This window comes from Parahaliea mediterranea (genome assembly GCF_017255185.1).
In the GTDB taxonomy this organism is placed as follows: Bacteria; Pseudomonadota; Gammaproteobacteria; order Pseudomonadales; family Halieaceae; genus JAFKCZ01.
In genome coordinates, this window is record NZ_JAFKCZ010000012.1 from 101,350 (window position 1) to 118,142 (window position 16,793).

The following is a 16,793-nucleotide window of genomic DNA, read 5'->3' on the forward strand; positions in this document are numbered from 1 at the left end:
GTTTCACCAATATGAAACTTTCTAACACCGGGGACGGCGGATGAAAAAGCGCGCCCTGCTGGGCACTGTCACCGACAATGACCTGCGCCTGCTGCGCGTATTCCACGCGGTAGTGGCCTGTGGCGGTTTCGCCGCGGCGGAGCTGGAACTCAATATCAACCGCTCCACCATCTCGCGCCATATCAAGGACCTGGAGACGCGCCTGGGCATGACCCTGTGCCGGCGCGGCCGGGGTGGCTTCGCGCTGACCGAGGAAGGCGCCCAGGTCCACGCCAGCGCGCGCAAGATGATGGCCTCGATGGACGACTTCCAGCACGAGGTCAACGACCTGCACCGCCGCCTGACCGGCACCGTGACCCTGGCCCTGTTCGACAAGACCGCCTCCAATCCCGCCTGCCGCATTCACCAGGCCCTCGGCCAGTTCGACCGGCTGGCGCCCGGCGTGCACCCGGAACTGCACGTGGAACCGATCAACGCCATCGAGCGCGGCGTCATGGAGGGGCGCTACCACCTGGGCGTCATCCCCAACCACCGCCCCTCCAGCAGCCTCGAATACTACCCCCTGTTCGACGAGCAGATGTACCTCTACTGCGCCCGAGGCCACCCGCTGTTCACGCGCGCCCGGGCGCGGGACCCTGTCGACATCGAGGAGGTGCGCGCCGGCAAATACGTCGGCATCGGCTACCACTCGCCCAATATGGAAGTCACCCGGCAACTGGGCCAGACCCGGCACGCCACCGCCTACGACCAGGAGGCAGTGGCCCACCTGGTGCTCTCGGGGCGCTACCTGGGCTACCTGCCGGAACACTACGCCGCCAGTTTCGTCGACGCGGGCGCCATGTGCCCGGTCCTTCCCGGAAGCTTCCAGTATGTGTGCAAATTCAGCGCCATCGTGCGCCGCGCGCCGCCACCCAGCCGGATTGTACAGGCCCTGCTGGATGCGCTGGTCGCGGCGCACTGAGCCCGCGCCCTGTCCGGCGGCGCGGGAATTCGCTATCCTGCGGCGCTGGAAAACAATCCCGCGCCCGACAACCATACGGAGATGACCATGCCCGCACACCTTCTCGCCGTCGCCACCCTGCTGCTCGGCTTTGCCAGCGGCGCCAGCGCCCACGAAACCACCGGTTTCGGTGGCGGTTTTTCCAGCGGATTCATGCACCCCCTGCTGGGCTGGGATCACGTCGCCGCGATGGTGGCGGTGGGTTTGTGGGGCGCCTTCCTCAAGAACCCCGCGATCTGGCTACTGCCGGTGGTGTTTCCCCTGGTGATGGCGGTCGGCGGTGCCCTGGGGGTCGCGGGCGTGCCGCTGCCGGGCGTGGAAATCGGCATCGCCGCATCCGCCATCGTACTCGGCTCAATGGTGCTGCTGGCACTGCGCCCGCCGCTGTGGGTCGCGGTGACCCTGGTCGGCGTCTTCGCCCTGTTCCACGGCCACGCCCACGGCACCGAATTGCCCCACGCCGCCGGCCCCCTGGCCTACAGCGTCGGCTTCGTGCTCGCCACCGGCCTGCTGCACCTGTGCGGCATCGCCTTCGGCCTGCTGACACGCTGGCGTTTCGGCAAGACCCTGGTGCGCGCCGGCGGCGCGGTGATCGCCCTGGCGGGCGCGATATTCCTGATCCGCGCGGTCTAGCCCGCGGTGCGGAAGTTATTGGCGCCGGCCCTGGCCGGCGTCTCCGCCCCGGTATTCGCCCACAGTCCCATCGAGGGTATCGGGCAATTTTACGGCGGCCTGCTCCACCCACTGCTGGTACTGCCTCACGCACTGTGCCTGCTGGCCTTTGCCCTGTTGGTGGGCCAGCGCGGCGTGCGCGCGATGCAGGTCGGCTACCCGCCCTTCCTGGCGACCCTGGCCATCGGCCTGGTGCTGGCGGGCTTTTCCATTCCGCTTGGTATCGCCAGCGAGCCGGTATTGTTGACACTGACCGCGGCTTGCGGCGTGCTGGTCGCCCTGCAGTGGTCGCCCCCCCTGTTCGCGTTCACCCTGCTCGGGGCGGTGATCGGGCTGGTGGTCGGGGCGGATTCCGGGGTTGAGGGCCTGAGCCGGCAGCAGACTTTCGCCGCACTGCTCGGCTGTTGGCTGGGGGCCGTGGTTGCGCTGATCGTAATCGCGGGCCTGGTGGAATTGTTCACCCGTCCCTGGCAACGGGTGGTTGTCAGGGTGCTGGGCTCCTGGGGCAGCGCCAGCGCGATTCTGGTGCTCGCGCTGGCGTTGCGGGGCGCCTAGCCCACCGCGGGTTCGTCGCTGTAGCCGGTGATGGACTTGGCCGCCTGGTAGGCGAAGGTCATCGCCGGCCCCAGGGTGGCGCCGGGGCCCGGGTAGCAGGGCAGCGTGGGCGCACTGCAATTGCCGATGGCGTACAGCCCCTCGATCACCGAGCCGTCCTCGCGCAGGACCTGGGCGTCGGCGTTGATGACCATGCCGCCCTGGGTGCCGAAATCACCGGGATCGACTTTCATCGCGTAGTACGGCGGCTTGTCGATCGGGCCGAGGCAGGGGTTGGGCGCGAAGCGTGGATCGCCGTAGTAGCGATCGTAGGCGGAGTCGCCGCGCTTGCAATCCGGGTCCACCCCGGTTTTGGCATACTCGTTCATTTTCGCCACGGTGTCTTCCAGCCCCGCGGGATCGACGTCGATCTTGCGCGCCAGCTCGGCGATGGAGTCTGCCTTGGCGAAAAAACCCTCCGCCTCGTAGCGTTTGGGCAGCGCCCAGTCGGGACGGAAACGGCTGTTGTAGAGGGGCCCGACGAAATAGCGCGCGCGGAAGTTGGCGTCGAAGACCTGCCAGGCGGGATTACAGGGACTGTCCTCGCTGTGCTTGCGGAAAGTCTCCTGCTGGAAAGCCATGTAGTTCTGGGACTCGTTGCCGAAACGCTGCCCCGCCGGATTGACGACGATGGAGCCCGGGTAGGATTTCTCCATGATGCTCAGCCGCGGAATGTCCTCCCCCGGCACCGAGAGGGTATTGCACCACCAGGCCTCGTTCAGCCGGTGCATCTTCGCCCCCAGGCGCTGACCCTCGCGGATGGCGTCGCCGGTGTTGTCCAGGGTGCCCGCGCTCCAGCGGTGGTCGGTCGGCTTGGGCAGATACTGTTCGCGCATTGCCTGGTTGTGCTCGAAACCGCCAGCGGCCAGTACCACGGCCTTGCGCGCCTGGATACGCAGGGTCTGGCCGTCGCGTCGCACCTCCACGCCCAGGACCTTGCCGTTGTCGTCGATCACCCGGGTCATCGGCGTGTTCAGCCACAGGGGTATATCCCGGTCCAGCAGCGAGGCGCGCAAGCGCGCAACGCCGGCGCAGCCGGTGGCCAGGCGGCGGTGGAATTTGTCCTTGAGGCGCCAGGGGATGTCGATGAGGTAGTCGAGCGCCAGCTTCGCCGCCACCTTCCACCAGCCGGGCTGCTGCCCCACCAACAGGGCGGCCTCGACCTGGGTGATACCGATCAGCCCGCCCAGGTGCATCATCGGGTGGGTGCGCCGCAGGCGACGCCACTCCTCGCCCAACCGGTCGGCGTTGAAGGTTTCCGGCTCCATGGAGCGATGCCCGACCCGGGAGCCCTCCAGGTTGGTGTAGTAGTCCGGGTAGTGGGCCAGCGAGACGTAACGCACCTGGGTGCGCTGGTGAAGGAAGTCCACCATCTTGGGACCGTTCTCCAGGAAGGCATCGAGCTGGTAGTCCGGCACCTCCTCGGTGGAGATGAGCTGTCGCAGGTAGTGGCGCGCATCCTCGATGGAGTCCTCCACGCCCTGCTCCCGCGCATAGCGGTTACAGGGAATCCAGACCCCGCCCCCGGATATGGAACTGGTGCCGCCGTAAAGGTGGGATTTTTCCACAACCAGCACATCGCGGGTGCCCATTTCGTAACTGCACAAGGCCGCCGTCTGGCCGCCGTTACCCGAGCCGACAACCACCACGTCGAAGCTGTAGTCCCATTGTTGCGCAGTCGCCATGAAGCACCTCAATCAATAATTGGCGCCATGGTAGCCCAGCCCGGCGCCATTTCCGCCCGCGCCGCGCGGCGAAAGCCGGGAAGGTTCAACATTTTGGTCGCCAACGGGGGCGCGGAATAAAAAGCTGCACCACGGGAATACTTGCCTACCCGGAACCGCGCTGTCTAAGATGGGTCGAAAGCCGACAACAACCACCCGCACAAGGAAATTCGCACATGCGCAACTCGCTCCGCCGCACTCTGCTGGCCGCCGCCGGCCTTTCCGGGATCGCCCTCGCGCCCCTGGCCCTGTCCCACTTCGACGACAAGGAGCCGATGCAATCCTATCGCCAGTCCTACTTTGCCCTGGTTGCGTCCAACTTTGGTCCAATGGGCGCCATGGTGAAGGGCGACATGCCCTGGGACGATGCCAAAATGCAGGCCTATGCGGAAAACCTGGATACGCTGATGGAGCTCGACCTGCTGCGCGGTTTCGCCGCCGGCTCGGAGCGGGGCACCACCCGTGCCAAACCGGAAATCTGGGAAAACCAGGAGGATTTCGCCGACAAGTTCGAGGACCTGCGCAAGGCGGTGGATGCCCTGGACGACGTGGTGGAGGATGGCGGCGAGCGCGCGGCCATCGCCCGGGCCGTGGGCGAGACCGGCAAGGCCTGCAAGGCCTGCCACGACGACTACAAGACCAAGGACTACCTCTACTAGCCGGCGCTCACCGGGCCGCCCGCGCGATGAGCCTCGCAGGGGCCGGCAACGGAATCAATCAGCCGGCAGATTGATTTTTCCTGTCCCTGTCGGCGGCCACGCGCCGCAAACAGGGCTTGAAAAGGCCTCGCGAGGCCTTTTTGAGTTCAACACACGGGCAAACACGCTACCAGGGGCTGACCGGCGCCGGCACCAGTTCCAGCAACAGCCACAGGCCGGCCCCGGCCAAGGCCAGGAAGCACAATGCCCGCCACGCCGGCGCGGGGGGCGCGGCCCCTTCCCGGCCCGCGACACTACCCTTCACCATCGCCTGGACAAGCTTCTCTCCCCTTGCCCACTGGTGCCAGGCCACCGCCAGGATGTGCAGCGCGACCAGGCCCAGCAAGGCGTTGAAAGCCACTTCGTGCACCGCGCCAAAGCGGTCCTGCCAGGCGCCGCTCGCCAGGTGGTGCAGCGGCCCGTCGAACAGGATATCGTCGGAATTGAACAGGCCACTGACCACCTGCAACAGCAACAACGCCAGGGCGACAACCACGAACCAGCCCCCCAGCGGATTGTGTCCCGACGCGGCGCCGTCCCTGTCGCGCAGGCCATCCCGGACAAAGCCGGCAACCGCGCGCGGCCCGCGAAGAAAAGCGCCAAAGCGCGATGCCCGGCTGCCCCAGAATCCCCATGCCAGGCGGAACAACACCAGTACCAGCACAGTGTAGCCAAGGCGCTCGTGCCAATCGGTCAGGCCCTCTTCTCCCGTCCACCAGGCCAGGGGAATGGCCAGCACCAAGATCCAGTGAAACAAGCGCGTCGGCCAGTCCCAGAGCGGGTAGCGTTTCGATGACATCAGCCTCCTCCCCTCGCTAGCCGTGAACCAGGGAGGGCCACGCCGCGTCGACGCCCTGGTAACGGTAGTGCCAGCGCCCCTCGCACAGCACGGCGCGATGCCGGGGACCCGGCGTGGTGGCGTCACCGCGGTCGTAACCGGCGTCGCCCGGAAACATGACCAGTAATTGCCCGTCTTCCTTGCCGATCACCGGCATGACTTGCGGCGGCGCCGCGCGCTCACCCCGCGCAAGGAAGGACGCCAGGCTGTCGAATCGGGCGAGATCACACAGGGTGATGAAGGTGGGCGGCAGCAGGCCCAGCTCCCCCTGCTCCTGGAATTCCACGGCCTCGCGCACCGGCAGCCAGCGGGCATCGTGAATTTCGCTGCCGTCGATCACCACGTCGCCGGCGCCATCCACCGGCGCCGCGTAGAAGCGCGTATCGAAGCGCTTGGGCTCCACCTCCGGCGTGATCCAGCGACTGATCAGTTGCATGCGCTCGGGAAGCGGCGCCAGGCCGCACTCTTCCCGCGCCTCCCGCACCGCCGCCAATCGCGCCGCCCGATCGGGGTCGTCCGCCGCGGCGGTCCGGTCGGCGGCCTCTATGGCCCCGCCGGGAAACACCCACACTCCGCCCGCGAACATCAGCGCCTTGTTGCGCTTGAGCAGCAGCGTTTCCAGCCCCCGCGCGCCATCCCGCAACAACACCACCGTGCTGGCGGGACGGGCCAACACCGCCTTGTCCATCGTCTATTGCTCCCGCAGCAGGTCGAGCAGCGCGGTAACGGTTGCCTCGACACCGAGGGTCACCGCTGGTTCTGGCGTGATTTTGAACAGCGGGGAATGGTGTGAAGGTACCGCCGTGCCGCCCGCTTCCTCGCGGTCGAAATCCGCCTGCGGCGTACCGCCCACCGCGAAGTAGGTGCTGGGAATATAGGGGTCGGTGGTAAAGAAGGGGAAGTCCTCCGCGCCCATGCCCTTGCGCTTTTCCGGTTCGGCGATCACCTCGGCGCCCAGTTCCTCCACCCACAGCGCGCGCAAACGCTGGGTCAGCCCGGTGTCGTTGATCGTGGGCGGCACCCACTCCTCGGACACGATTACCTCGGGCAGCTTGTCCTCCGGCAGGCCGGCCACGCGACCCATGTTCTCCGCCACGCGCTTGATGCCATCCAGTAGCAGTTGCCGCGTCTCCAGGTCGTCGTTGCGCACCGTTAGCTGCAGGTGGGCGCGGTCGGAAATAATATTGTGCTTGGTGCCGGCGTGGAAGGAACCCACGGTGATCACCCCGGGATAGCGCGGCGGCTTGTCGCGACTGATGACGGTTTGCAGCGCGAGCACGATCTGGCTGCCGAGGACCACCGGATCCACGCCTCGGTGGGGGCTCGCGCCGTGGGCGCCGACCCCGTGCACGATGATATCCACCGTGTCGGCCCCGGAGTACGGGGAGCCATCGGTCACCCCGATCTTGCCGGTGGGCAGCTCCGAGGTGACGTGAAAGGCCATGGCGTAGTCGGGCTGGCCAAAGCGTTGCCAGAGATTGTCCTCCATCATCATTTTAGCGCCGCCGACACGCTCTTCCGCGGGCTGCCCGATCAACATCAGGGTGCCGGACCACTCATCCCTGCGCGCGGCCATCGCCCTGGCGGTTCCCACCAGGCTGGTGATGTGCACGTCGTGTCCACAGGCGTGCATCACGAAGACCTCATTGCCGTCCCAGTCCACCTGCTTGTGACGGGAGGCATTGGCCAGGCCGGACTTTTCCTCCACCGGCAGGCCGTCCATGTCGGCGCGCATCATAACCAGGGGGCCGGGACCGTTTTTCATCATCGCCACCACGCCGGTGCCGCCCACCCCCTCGGTGACCTCGAATCCCGCGTCACGCAGCTCTCGCGCCAAACGGGCCGAGGTCTTGTGCTCCATGCCGGAGAGTTCGGGATTGCGGTGGAAATAGTCGAACAGGTCTCCCAGGTGGGCGCGATAGTCAGCCGCCACGGCATCGGCCAGTTCGTCGGCGTGCAGGGTGGGCACGACGAAAGCACAGCCGATGACGGCCGCCGCGAGGTATCTCAGTGGTCGATGCATTCCGGTTTTTCCTTTTCTGGCTCACTCGGTTCGGGTATCACCGAGGCTATCAGAGCCGTGTAAAAGCGCAAGCTCGGGCGACCCCAAACGAAAGCGCGCAACCGCGGCGCGGACAATACAGGGTCCTTGCGGTACAGTGGCCGCTTTTGCTGGAGACCGTCCATGACAACAACGGACAAAACCCTGCTGTGGTTGCGCTGCGAGAACCGCGACGAAGAGGCGCGCAGCCCGCTCACGCCGACGGACGCTGGCCGCCTGGTGAGCGCGGGCTTTACGGTGGTGGTGGAACGCTCCTCACAGCGCTGCTTCGGCGACGAGGCCTACCTGGCCATGGGCTGCCGCATCGCCCTGCCCGGCCAGTGGCGGGAGGCACCCGCGAACGCGTTTATATTGGGACTCAGGGAGCTGCCGCCGCCCCCCGTCGCGCTGCGGCACAGGCACATCTATTTTGCCCGAGCCGACAAAGACCAGCCGGGCGCCGCGGATTTGCTCGCCCGCTTGCGTCACGGCGGCGGCGAGCTACTCGACCTGGAATACCTGGTGGACGAGCGCGAACGTCGCCTGGCGGCCTTCGGTTACTGGGCGGGCTTTGCCGGCGCCGCCCTGGCGATACGGGCCTGGGCCAGACAGTCACTGGCCATCGAACCCTGCCTGCCACCGCTGGCGCCCTACCACTCGCGCGCGGATTTGCTCGGCGCCCTGGAGCCGGAACTGGAACGGGCCCTGGAGCGCGCCGCGCCGCCTCGCAGCCTGGTCATCGGCTCCGCGGGCCGCTGCGGCAGCGGCGCGCGGGCCCTGCTGGAAGCACTGCAACTGCCCTGCGACGGCTGGGACATCGACGAGACCGTTGGCGGGGGCCCTTTCGATACTATTTTGGCGCAGGACATCCTGGTCAATTGCGTGCGTTTACAGCGCGCGACACCGCCCTTCCTCACGCCCGGGCTACTGCGGCGACCGCGGCGTGCGCTGCGCGTCATCGTCGATGTCAGCTGCGACCCCGGCAATCCCCGCAACCCGCTGCCCGTTTACCGCGAGGCGACCTCCTTTGCCGCCCCCGCGTTGCGCCTGCGGGTGCCCGCGCCACTGCTGCACCTGATCGCCATCGACAACCTGTCATCGCTGCTACCCGCCGAGGCCAGTACCGACTTCAGCGCGCAGCTGCTGCCCGCCCTGCTGCAGCTGGCGAATGACCGGGCCTCGGTCTGGCGCCGCGCCCGGGCACTGCTGCGCGAATACGCCGACCCCGTCCCCATCTAGGCCCACTGGCTCGACACCGGGTCCCGGAGAACGGGCCCGCGCGCCGCTATCAGGCGGCGCGTAGTCAGTGGCCCGCCAGCAGGCGGTCGGCCATGGACAAGTCGTACCCGAGTTGACGCGCCCGCTCACGGGCATCCGCCCGCTCCCCGGCGGGGCGCGACACCACCCACAGGTTGGTGGAACGGGTGCCCGAACGGCAATAAGCCAGTACCGGGCCGTCGCCGTCAAAAGCCGCGGCCACGTCCGCGAGCGCAGCCCCCGGGAAATTCATGGCGGTGACCGGCAGATAGCGGTATTCCAAACCGTGGGCCGCCGCGGCCGCGGCAATTTCCGCGCTGCCCGGCTGGCCGGGCACCTCGCCGTCGGGGCGATTGTTCAATACGACCTTGTAGCCCGCGGCGGCGATGGCCGGCATGTCCCGAGGATCAATTTGTTCGGAGGCGCCCACGCCCGGGGCCAGTTCCACGATATTCATACGGTGTACACCCTGGATTGCATTCAGTACCGATTCCGCTTGCATTGTAACTGCTGGGGACGCGAGCACACCACTCGCCCCCAGCCACAACAGGCGCAGGCCCACCAGGACGAGGAAGGCGCTGATAATGCCGTAGTACAGCCGCGGTTCGGTGCGCTCCACCAGGAAGCGACCAATCCACACCCCCAGCGGCGCCAGCGGCACCAGCGCCAGGGAGTACAGCAGGTTGTCGCCGCTGAACTGGCCGAGCAGGTAGTAGGGCAATAGCTTCACCGCGTTGACCACGGCGAAAAACATGCCCGCGGTGCCCGCGAACAACAGTGGCGCCAGGCCGCGCGGCAGCAGGTAGACCGTGAGCGGAGGCCCCCCCGCGTGAATGCTGAAACTGGTGAAGCCGGCGAGGCCACCGAAAAAGGCCGCCGACACGCGGTTGTGGGGCTTGTGCGCGGCCGCCGAGCGCGACAGCAGGAAATTGGCGCCAAAGACCAGCGCGACAATGCCGATCAGCACCCGCATCCAGTCCTCGCTCATGGACTCGGCGCTCAGGTAACCCAGGGCCACGCCGCACAGGGCGCCCGGCAGCAGAATGCGCAGGGCGCGCCGGTCGAAGTGCCCCCAATAGGTTTTCACCACCACCGCGTCCATCACCACCAGGATCGGCAGCAGGATCGCCGCGGCCTGGGTCGGCGACATCACCAGCGCCATCATCGGCACCGACACCATGGCGATGGCACCGCCGAAGCCGCCCTTGGCAATACCATAGAGCAGTACGGCGGGAACGCTGACCAGGTAGAAATAGGGGTCGGTCAGCAAGGGCGGGTCAGTCGATCAGGCCGAACTCGCGCCCCAGCACATCGATGATTTCCGCCCGGGGATTGTCGGCGATGCTCAGGGGCTCGCCGGTGATGCGCTCGGCAATACCGGTGTAGGTCGCGGAAACCTCCATCAGCACTTCGGTGGGCAGCGCGTGGTCGCGGGCCAGGGCCTGGCGCTGGGTCATGCGGTCCTTGTCGAGCAGGACATCCGGGTCGGGGAAGTGGTTCAGCAGCAACTGGCGGAAGCCTTCCTTGGAGTTTTCCACGATCCGCCCCTCGCGGTAGGCGGGGCCGTCCCAGATGCGCGAGGAGTCGGGCGTGCCCACCTCGTCCATGTAGATCAGTTTTTCCGCGCCCGAGGCGTCGGTCACGTAGCCGAACTCGAACTTGGTATCCACGAAGATCTGGTCCAGCTTCGCCAGTTCGTCGCCGATGACCTCGAAACCCTCGCGCAGCAGGGTCTCGTAGCGATCAATGTCCGCCTCGGTGGAAAAATTGAAGGCCTTGAAATTGGCCTCGATATCGCCGCGGGTAATGTTCACGTCGTCCACCGCCGGCACGCCGGGGATGCCCTCGAGGATGCCCTTGGTGGACGGGGTAATCAGCAGCTCGGGCAATTTCTGGTCGCGCTCCAGGCCGTCGGGAATACCAATACCGCAGAACTCGCGCTCTCCCTTGGCATAGGCGCGCCACATGGAACCGGTGATGTACTGCCGGGCGATCGCCTCGATCATCACCGGCCGGGCCTTCTGTACGATCCACACCAGCGGGTGCGGGATTTCCAGGATATGGCTGTCGGCCAGGCCCCGTTCGCGGAACAGGCGGAACCAGTGATTGGAGATGGCGTTCAGCGCCGCGCCCTTGCCGGGGACGCCGTTCATGCCACCCTCGCCGTGCCAGATGCAATCGAAAGCGGATATGCGATCGGAAATCACCATGATGGCAAGCGGCGCGTCGGCGGCCACGTCGTAGCCCCGCTCGGCGATAAGCCGGGCACTGTCGGCGGCGCTGAGCCAGTACACGGATCGCACCTTGCCGCTGTGGATGGGGGCGTCGGTACGGATGGGCAGGTCGTTGTTTACCGCCAAAACCTTGTCTGCAAGACTCATTTGAATGTCCCGATAGTTCATACGAAGAAGAGGCCGCACGGGCTCGCGGCCCGGGCACCGGAAAAGCGCGAATTCTAGCAAAAACCTCTGCCGCGGGCATCCCGGCGCCGCGATTGTCCCGGCCGCCCGCCTTCCACTATCATGGCGGCCCTCTCCCGCTTTTTGGTACTGCCGCTATGCGCCCGGTAACAGCTTCCCTCGTGCTCCCCGTTCTGGCCGGCGTCCTGGCCCCGCTCGCCGGCGCCGCCAACTCCCTGGCCGAGTGCGCCCTGCTCCAGGACGACGCGCTGCGACTGGGTTGCTACGACGCGCTGGCCAAGGCGGAGGCGGAAGCCAGCGACGACACCCCGACCGACGCCAACGCGCTGGCCGAGCAAGTGGTCAGGCAGGAGGGTCCGGGTCGCAAGGAGCTGCTTGCCGGAGAGCGCCTGCGCCAGGAGCAGGCGGTCGCCAACAATGCCTTTGTGCTTACGCCCCACCGGCGCAATTACCTGCTGCCGGTCACCTACAACAGCCGCATCAACGACGAACCCTGGCGGGCACAGTATCCCGACGACGACATGCAGGAAGTCGAGGCCAAATTCCAGTTCAGCGTGAAGGCCCTGATCTGGGGGGACCTGCTCGGCGAGGGCAACAGCCTGTGGGGCGGATACACTCAGGAAAACTGGTGGCAGGTCTACAACGAGTCATCGCCCTTTCGCGAGACCAACTACCAGCCGGAGGTGTTCTTTACCTTCGAGAACGACTGGCAAGCGCTGGGTTTCACCAACACCCTGCTGACCCTGGGACTCAACCACCAGTCCAACGGCCAGGGCGGCGACCTGTCGCGCAGCTGGAACCGGATCATCGGCGGCGCCGTGTTCGAACGCCAGCGCATGACCCTGGGGGCGCGCCTGTGGTATCGCCTGCCAGAGAGCCGGGAAGACGACGACAACCCCGACATTCTCGACTACTACGGCTACGGCGACCTCACCGGGGTGTGGAAATACCACCAGCACGAGTTCTCGGTGATGCTGCGCAACAACCTGCGCAGCGACAACAAAGGCGCGGTGGAACTGGAGTGGACCTTCCCCATCAGCCCCCGTTTCAAGGGCTACATACAGTACTTCCACGGTTACGGCGAGAGCATGGTCGACTACGACCACATCACCAACCGCATCGGGGTGGGCCTGTCGCTCACCGATTTGCTGTAGCGCCCGGCGGCGCGGGGACCATCGCCCTGTTACTCCCCGCGAGACCCGTTAAAATATAGCGCAGGGACACTCTCAGACAATAAGCGGACGACAATGAACAATGCCCCGGAACTCACCCTGATCGCGGCCCTGCTGGCGGCCAGCCAGCCAGCGCTGGCGACGGAAGAAACACCACGGAACCCCGAGCACATCCTGGTCACCGCCACCCGCCTCGCCCAGGACGGATTGCCCACTCCCCTGTCCTATACCAGCATCGACGACGAGGCGCTGGCCCTGACCGGACATGTGCACCCCAACGAAATCATGCAGCGGGTACCGGGCACCTGGATCAGTCGCGGCAACGGCCAGGAGAGCCTCACCGCCCTGCGCTCGCCGGTGCTGACCGGGGCCGGCGGCTGCGGTTCGTTCCTGATGGCGGCGGATGGCATCAGCCTGCGCGCGCCGGGATTCTGCAACGTGAACCAGCTGTTCGAGGCCAATACCGAACAAGCCGGCCGCATCGAGGTGATCAAGGGACCCGCCACCGCCCTCTACGGCACCAGCGCGATGCACGGCGTGATCAATGTGCTGTCCCCGGGGCCCGCCGAGGTACCCGAGCAGGAACTGTCCATGGAGGCCGGGCCCGACGACTACTACCGCGGCCGCTACCGCTACAGCGGCCGCCACGGCGCCCACGGCTTCAGCCTGCGCGCCAACGGCACCACCGATGGCGGCTATCTCGACGACGCCGGCTACGACCAGCAGAAACTCAGCCTGCGCCACGATTACCAGGGCCCGCGGTGGCGCCTGCGCTCGGTGCTGGAAGGCAGCAACCTGAACCAGGAGACCGCGGGCTTCATCCAGGGTTACAAGGTCTACGAGGACGATGACCTGCGCACCACCAACCCCAATCCCGAGGCCTACCGTGACGCCTGGTCACTGCGCGCCTACAGCCAGGCATCCACTGAACTGGCCGGCGGCGCACAGCTGCAACTCACCCCCTACTACCGCAACAACGGCATGGCGTTCCTGCAGCATTTCCTGCCCTGGCAGGCGGTGGAGGAGAACGGCCACGAAAGCCTGGGCCTGCGCGCCCTGCTGCGCGGCGAAGCCGGTGACAGCGACAACTGGCGGTGGATCGCCGGCGCCGAGGCCGAATACACCGAGGGCTGGCTCAAGGAGACCCAGGCCGAGCCCTTCAGCCCCAATCAACCCGCGGGCGTGCACTACGACTACACGGTGGACGCGCTCAACGCGGCCCTGTTCGGCCAACTGAGCTGGCAACCGGCGGCGCGCTGGACTCTCGATGGCGGCCTGCGCCTGGAGCACACCGGCTACGATTACGACAACCACACCGGTGACGGCCCCGCCTGCGGCACGGAAGCCAGCGCCTGCCGTTTCTACCGCCCCGCCGACCGCGACGACCGTTTCCAGGACTGGTCCCTGAACCTGGGGGCGAGCTACGAGTTCAGCCAGCGGCAGTACCTGTTCACCCGCTTCGCCAACGGCTTTCGCGCCCCGGAGACCGCGGAGCTGTACCGGCTACAGGCCGGGCAGCGGGTGGCCGACCTGGATTCCGAGCAAATCGAAAACATTGAGCTGGGCATTCGCGGCGCGCTGGACAACGGCCTCGAGTACAGCCTGTCGCTGTACCACATGCACAAGGATGACGTGATCTTCCAGGATGCCGACCGGCAGAACGTCAGCGGCGCCAGCACCCGCCACCGGGGCGCGGAATTGTCGCTGGACTACCGCCTGGGCGAGCAGTGGTACACCGGCCTGGATTTCACCGTGGCCCGGCACACCTACGACGGCGACGCACCACTATTGGGCGTCGACGGGAATATCGACGGCAACGATATCGACACCGCCCCGCGGCGCTTCGGCAGCGCCCGCCTGGGCTGGCTGGGCGCGCGCGCGCGGGCGGAACTGGAGTGGGTGTACCTGGACGAATACTACCTGGAACCCACCAACCGCTTCCGCTACGACGGCCACCAGCTGCTCAACCTTCGGGCCAGCACCGCGCTTGGCCGCGGGCTCTCGGCCGCGGTACGGGTGACCAACCTGCTCGATGAAGACTACGCCGAACGCGCCGACTTTGGTTTCGGCGAGTACCGCTACTTTGTCGGTCAGCCCCGCGGTGTCTACCTGGAGCTGAGCTACCTGATCGGCGGCTAGGCTGCCCGCCTAGCCCATGGCGCGGATGCCCACCGCCTCGCGCACTTTCGCCAGCAGCGGCGCGCTGTGTTCCCGCGCCCGCTCGGCGCCGCGCTTGAGCACCGACTCGATATAGCCCGGGTCCTCCATCAGCGCGTTGTAGCGCTCGCGGGCCGCGGCCAGTTCGTCGTTGACCAGCTCGAACAGCTGCTTCTTGGCCTCGCCCCAGGCGATACCGGCGGCGAACTCGGCGCGCATGCGCGCGGTTTCCTCCGCCGAGGCGAAGGCGGACCACACCTGGAAGACGGTGGAATCGTCCGGGTCCTTGGGCTCGCCCGGCTCCAGCAGGTTGGTCTTGATCTTGTTGATATGCTTGCGCAGCTGCTTTTCCGGCAGGAACAGGGGAATGGTGTTGTTGTAGCTCTTGCTCATCTTGCGCCCGTCGAGGCCCTGCAACACGGCCACGTTATCGTCGACCACGGCCTCGGGCAGGGTGAACAGCTCGGCGTAATTGTGGTTGAAACGCTGGGCGATATCCCGCGCCATTTCCAGGTGCTGGATCTGGTCCCGGCCCACCGGCACCTGGTGCGCGTTGAACATGAGAATGTCCGCCGCCATCAGCACCGGGTAGTTGAACAGGCCCATGGTAACGCCAAAGTCGGGGTCCTCCCCCGCTTCCTCGTTCACTTGCACCGCCGCCTTGTAGGCGTGGGCCCTGTTCATCAGGCCCTTGGCGGCACTACAGCACAGTACCCAGGTGAGTTCGGTGATCTCGGGAATGTCCGACTGACGGTAGAAAACCGCCTGCTCGGTATCGAGCCCCAGGGCCAGCCAGGTGGCGGCGATTTCCCGGCTGGAGCTGGCCACATGCTCCGGATCCTGGCACTTGATCAGGGCATGGTAATCCGCCAGGAAAAAAAACGAATCGCTGCTGGTGTCGCGCGAGGCGGCAATCGCCGGGCGAATGGCGCCGACGTAGTTGCCCAGGTGGGGAGTGCCGGTGGTGGTGATACCGGTCAGGACGCGTTTTTTGGCCGGGGTGCTCATAGCGGGACATGCTCGTAAAAAGCGGCAATTCTAGCGGGATTCGCCGCCCGCGGCTATCCCGCCCGACTTCGCCCCGGCCGCGATCAGCCTGAACGGCTGGCGAGCTGTTGCAGGATCGCGCGATAGCGCGGCGCCAGCTTCTCGAGGCTATAGTCCGACACCGACGGGCCGGCGACATCTCCCCGGCGCCACGCGGCGGCCAGGTCCAGCAGGCGCTCACAGGCCGCGTCCGCCTCGCGCCCGGGGTCGTCCGGCCGGGAATCGTACAGAAACTCCGCGGGGTACAATTCCGGGTACGCCAGGCGCGCGGGCAGCACCGGCACGCAGCCCCGGGCCACCGCCTCCATCACCGCGACACCCTGGAATTCGTGCAGGGCGGTGCCCAGCACCATGTCGGCCTCCTCCAGCAGGCGGTGGTAATCCGCCACCCGCTGTAACCAGCCGAAGTGCACCAGCCGGTGACGGTATTGCTCGCGGATGCGCCCAAACACCGCGGGCAAGCGGCGAAACTCCTGGCCCACCAGTGCCAGCTGGTAGTCCAGGCCGCTCCCCTCCAGGCGCGACAGGATTCGCTCCAGCCCCTCCCCGCCCTTGTCGTATTCCAGCCGCCCCGGCCACAGCAGGCGCAGCGGGCGCGCGCCAACGGCCGGGACCGGCGGCCAACAACTCTCGCCCGCCGCCGCGTCGTCCCCCGGCAACAGGGGCACGGGCAGCACGGCGCTGCGCCGGGCGAGATGATCCACCGCCTCCCGCGGCGCATAATCCGGCAGCCGCGCCAGCAGCGCGTCCACGCCGCGCAGGAAGCTGTCGCGATTGTAGGCGCTGTTGAAGGCCAGGCGATCCGCCGCGAGCGCGCCGTAGAGGCTGACCATCTGCGCCTCCAGCAAGCCGTGGCGACCACTGCCCTCGGGGTAGGCGAACTGGTTTTCGTGGAAGTACAACAGGGTCGGCACCGCGGCCAGGCTCGGCACCAGGCCGCGCAGGGTGGCCAGGTCGACCATGGAAGTGGCCACCACGAGATCGGGCCGGCATTCGAGCCGCTCCCGCTCGCGCAGGGCCCAGTACAGGGGGTTGCCGCGCACCCGCCAGCTGAAGTGGCGCGGCGGCAGAGCCAAACCGCGCCACTCCCAGTCCGGCAACATCTTCGACAGGCCCCGCCGCCAGTAGCGGTGGCTGCCGGCGTCGTAGGCGGACAGTAGCAGTACCCGCACC

The 16,793-nt window shown here is 66.9% G+C and carries 15 protein-coding genes; 7 read left to right on the forward strand and 8 right to left on the reverse strand.

Translation table 11 applies throughout. The features are described from left to right. The first annotated feature begins 40 nt into the window (after positions 1-40). The 3 genes from JYP50_RS16160 (at position 41) to JYP50_RS16170 (ending at position 2,227) form a co-directional block, all read left to right on the forward strand. Positions 41-961, forward strand: a complete 921-nt coding sequence (locus JYP50_RS16160; protein ID WP_206561589.1) for a LysR family transcriptional regulator — start codon at positions 41-43, stop codon at positions 959-961. An 87-nt stretch (positions 962-1,048) separates the two neighbouring features. Further along, positions 1,049-1,633 carry a HupE/UreJ family protein gene (locus tag JYP50_RS16165; RefSeq protein ID WP_241263214.1) on the forward strand — a complete coding sequence of 195 codons (585 nt, stop codon included), beginning with the start codon at positions 1,049-1,051 and terminating at the stop codon, positions 1,631-1,633. 6 nt (positions 1,634-1,639) lie between these two features. Then, a complete protein-coding gene (locus JYP50_RS16170; protein WP_206561591.1) occupies positions 1,640-2,227 on the forward strand; it encodes a HupE/UreJ family protein in 588 nt (195 codons plus the stop codon). Here JYP50_RS16170 and JYP50_RS16175 read toward each other — a convergent pair. Further along, positions 2,224-3,951 (reverse strand): FAD-binding protein, encoded by a 1,728-nt coding sequence (locus tag JYP50_RS16175; RefSeq protein WP_206561592.1) that lies wholly within the window; start codon positions 3,949-3,951, stop codon positions 2,224-2,226. The two genes, JYP50_RS16170 and JYP50_RS16175, sit on opposite strands and share 4 nt — an antisense overlap. A gap of 215 nt (positions 3,952-4,166) precedes the next feature. Between JYP50_RS16175 and JYP50_RS16180 the strand changes: the two genes are divergently transcribed. Beyond that, complete coding sequence (locus JYP50_RS16180) at positions 4,167-4,649, forward strand: c-type cytochrome (protein ID WP_206561593.1); 483 nt, start codon at positions 4,167-4,169, stop codon at positions 4,647-4,649. A gap of 166 nt (positions 4,650-4,815) precedes the next feature. Here JYP50_RS16180 and JYP50_RS16185 read toward each other — a convergent pair whose 3' ends face one another. Genes JYP50_RS16185 through JYP50_RS16195 form a run of 3 tightly spaced genes read right to left on the reverse strand, consistent with a single transcriptional unit; the run spans position 4,816 to position 7,549 of the window. Beyond that, the gene (locus JYP50_RS16185; RefSeq protein ID WP_206561594.1) at positions 4,816-5,487 is read right to left on the reverse strand and encodes a cytochrome b/b6 domain-containing protein; all 672 of its coding nucleotides are present in this window, start codon (positions 5,485-5,487) and stop codon (positions 4,816-4,818) included. Positions 5,488-5,503: 16 nt separating this feature from the next. After that, positions 5,504-6,214 carry an NUDIX hydrolase gene (locus JYP50_RS16190; protein ID WP_206561595.1) on the reverse strand — a complete coding sequence of 237 codons (711 nt, stop codon included), beginning with the start codon at positions 6,212-6,214 and terminating at the stop codon, positions 5,504-5,506. Positions 6,215-6,217: 3 nt separating this feature from the next. Continuing rightward, on the reverse strand, positions 6,218-7,549 hold the full coding sequence (locus JYP50_RS16195; RefSeq protein WP_206561596.1) for an amidohydrolase: 1,332 nt from the start codon (positions 7,547-7,549) through the stop codon (positions 6,218-6,220). A gap of 162 nt (positions 7,550-7,711) precedes the next feature. Here JYP50_RS16195 and JYP50_RS16200 point away from each other — a divergent pair, with 162 nt between their 5' ends. Beyond that, entirely contained in the window at positions 7,712-8,806 is a 1,095-nt protein-coding gene (locus tag JYP50_RS16200; protein ID WP_206561597.1) for a saccharopine dehydrogenase, read from the forward strand. A 64-nt stretch (positions 8,807-8,870) separates the two neighbouring features. On the opposite strand, the gene JYP50_RS21875 is transcribed toward JYP50_RS16200, so the two are convergent. Both JYP50_RS21875 and JYP50_RS16215 read right to left on the reverse strand, forming a co-directional pair. Beyond that, complete coding sequence (locus JYP50_RS21875; RefSeq protein WP_241263215.1) at positions 8,871-10,094, reverse strand: TSUP family transporter; 1,224 nt, start codon at positions 10,092-10,094, stop codon at positions 8,871-8,873. A 7-nt stretch (positions 10,095-10,101) separates the two neighbouring features. Continuing rightward, positions 10,102-11,205: a phosphoribosylaminoimidazolesuccinocarboxamide synthase gene (locus JYP50_RS16215; RefSeq protein WP_206561598.1), complete on the reverse strand. Its 1,104-nt coding sequence runs from the start codon at positions 11,203-11,205 to the stop codon at positions 10,102-10,104. 200 nt (positions 11,206-11,405) lie between these two features. Here JYP50_RS16215 and JYP50_RS16220 point away from each other — a divergent pair, with 200 nt between their 5' ends. Together JYP50_RS16220 and JYP50_RS16225 are read left to right on the forward strand one after the other, a co-directional pair. Then, on the forward strand, positions 11,406-12,398 hold the full coding sequence (locus JYP50_RS16220) for a phospholipase A (protein ID WP_206561599.1): 993 nt from the start codon (positions 11,406-11,408) through the stop codon (positions 12,396-12,398). Positions 12,399-12,491: 93 nt separating this feature from the next. Next, a complete protein-coding gene (locus JYP50_RS16225; protein ID WP_206561600.1) occupies positions 12,492-14,555 on the forward strand; it encodes a TonB-dependent receptor in 2,064 nt (687 codons plus the stop codon). A gap of 9 nt (positions 14,556-14,564) precedes the next feature. Here the strand turns inward: JYP50_RS16225 and JYP50_RS16230 are convergent, their stop codons facing one another. Continuing rightward, the gene (locus JYP50_RS16230) at positions 14,565-15,581 is read right to left on the reverse strand and encodes a tryptophan--tRNA ligase (protein WP_206561601.1); all 1,017 of its coding nucleotides are present in this window, start codon (positions 15,579-15,581) and stop codon (positions 14,565-14,567) included. An 83-nt stretch (positions 15,582-15,664) separates the two neighbouring features. Further along, positions 15,665-16,792, reverse strand: a complete 1,128-nt coding sequence (locus JYP50_RS16235) for a tRNA-queuosine alpha-mannosyltransferase domain-containing protein (protein ID WP_206561602.1) — start codon at positions 16,790-16,792, stop codon at positions 15,665-15,667. Between the last annotated feature and the right edge of the window lies 1 nt (position 16,793).

What these genes read in the sequence shown, in the direction of transcription:
- JYP50_RS16160 (WP_206561589.1), top strand. Translation starts at nt 41, where the DNA reads ATGAAAAAGCGCGCCCTGCTGGGCACTGTCACCGACAATGACCTGCGC.
- JYP50_RS16175 (WP_206561592.1), bottom strand. Translation starts at nt 3,951, where the DNA reads ATGGCGACTGCGCAACAATGGGACTACAGCTTCGACGTGGTGGTTGTC.
- JYP50_RS16225 (WP_206561600.1), top strand. Translation starts at nt 12,492, where the DNA reads ATGAACAATGCCCCGGAACTCACCCTGATCGCGGCCCTGCTGGCGGCC.
- JYP50_RS16165 (WP_241263214.1), top strand. Translation starts at nt 1,049, where the DNA reads ATGCCCGCACACCTTCTCGCCGTCGCCACCCTGCTGCTCGGCTTTGCC.
- JYP50_RS16195 (WP_206561596.1), bottom strand. Translation starts at nt 7,549, where the DNA reads ATGCATCGACCACTGAGATACCTCGCGGCGGCCGTCATCGGCTGTGCT.
- JYP50_RS16185 (WP_206561594.1), bottom strand. Translation starts at nt 5,487, where the DNA reads ATGTCATCGAAACGCTACCCGCTCTGGGACTGGCCGACGCGCTTGTTT.
- JYP50_RS16215 (WP_206561598.1), bottom strand. Translation starts at nt 11,205, where the DNA reads ATGAGTCTTGCAGACAAGGTTTTGGCGGTAAACAACGACCTGCCCATC.
- JYP50_RS16190 (WP_206561595.1), bottom strand. Translation starts at nt 6,214, where the DNA reads ATGGACAAGGCGGTGTTGGCCCGTCCCGCCAGCACGGTGGTGTTGTTG.
- JYP50_RS16230 (WP_206561601.1), bottom strand. Translation starts at nt 15,581, where the DNA reads ATGAGCACCCCGGCCAAAAAACGCGTCCTGACCGGTATCACCACCACC.
- JYP50_RS16200 (WP_206561597.1), top strand. Translation starts at nt 7,712, where the DNA reads ATGACAACAACGGACAAAACCCTGCTGTGGTTGCGCTGCGAGAACCGC.
- JYP50_RS16180 (WP_206561593.1), top strand. Translation starts at nt 4,167, where the DNA reads ATGCGCAACTCGCTCCGCCGCACTCTGCTGGCCGCCGCCGGCCTTTCC.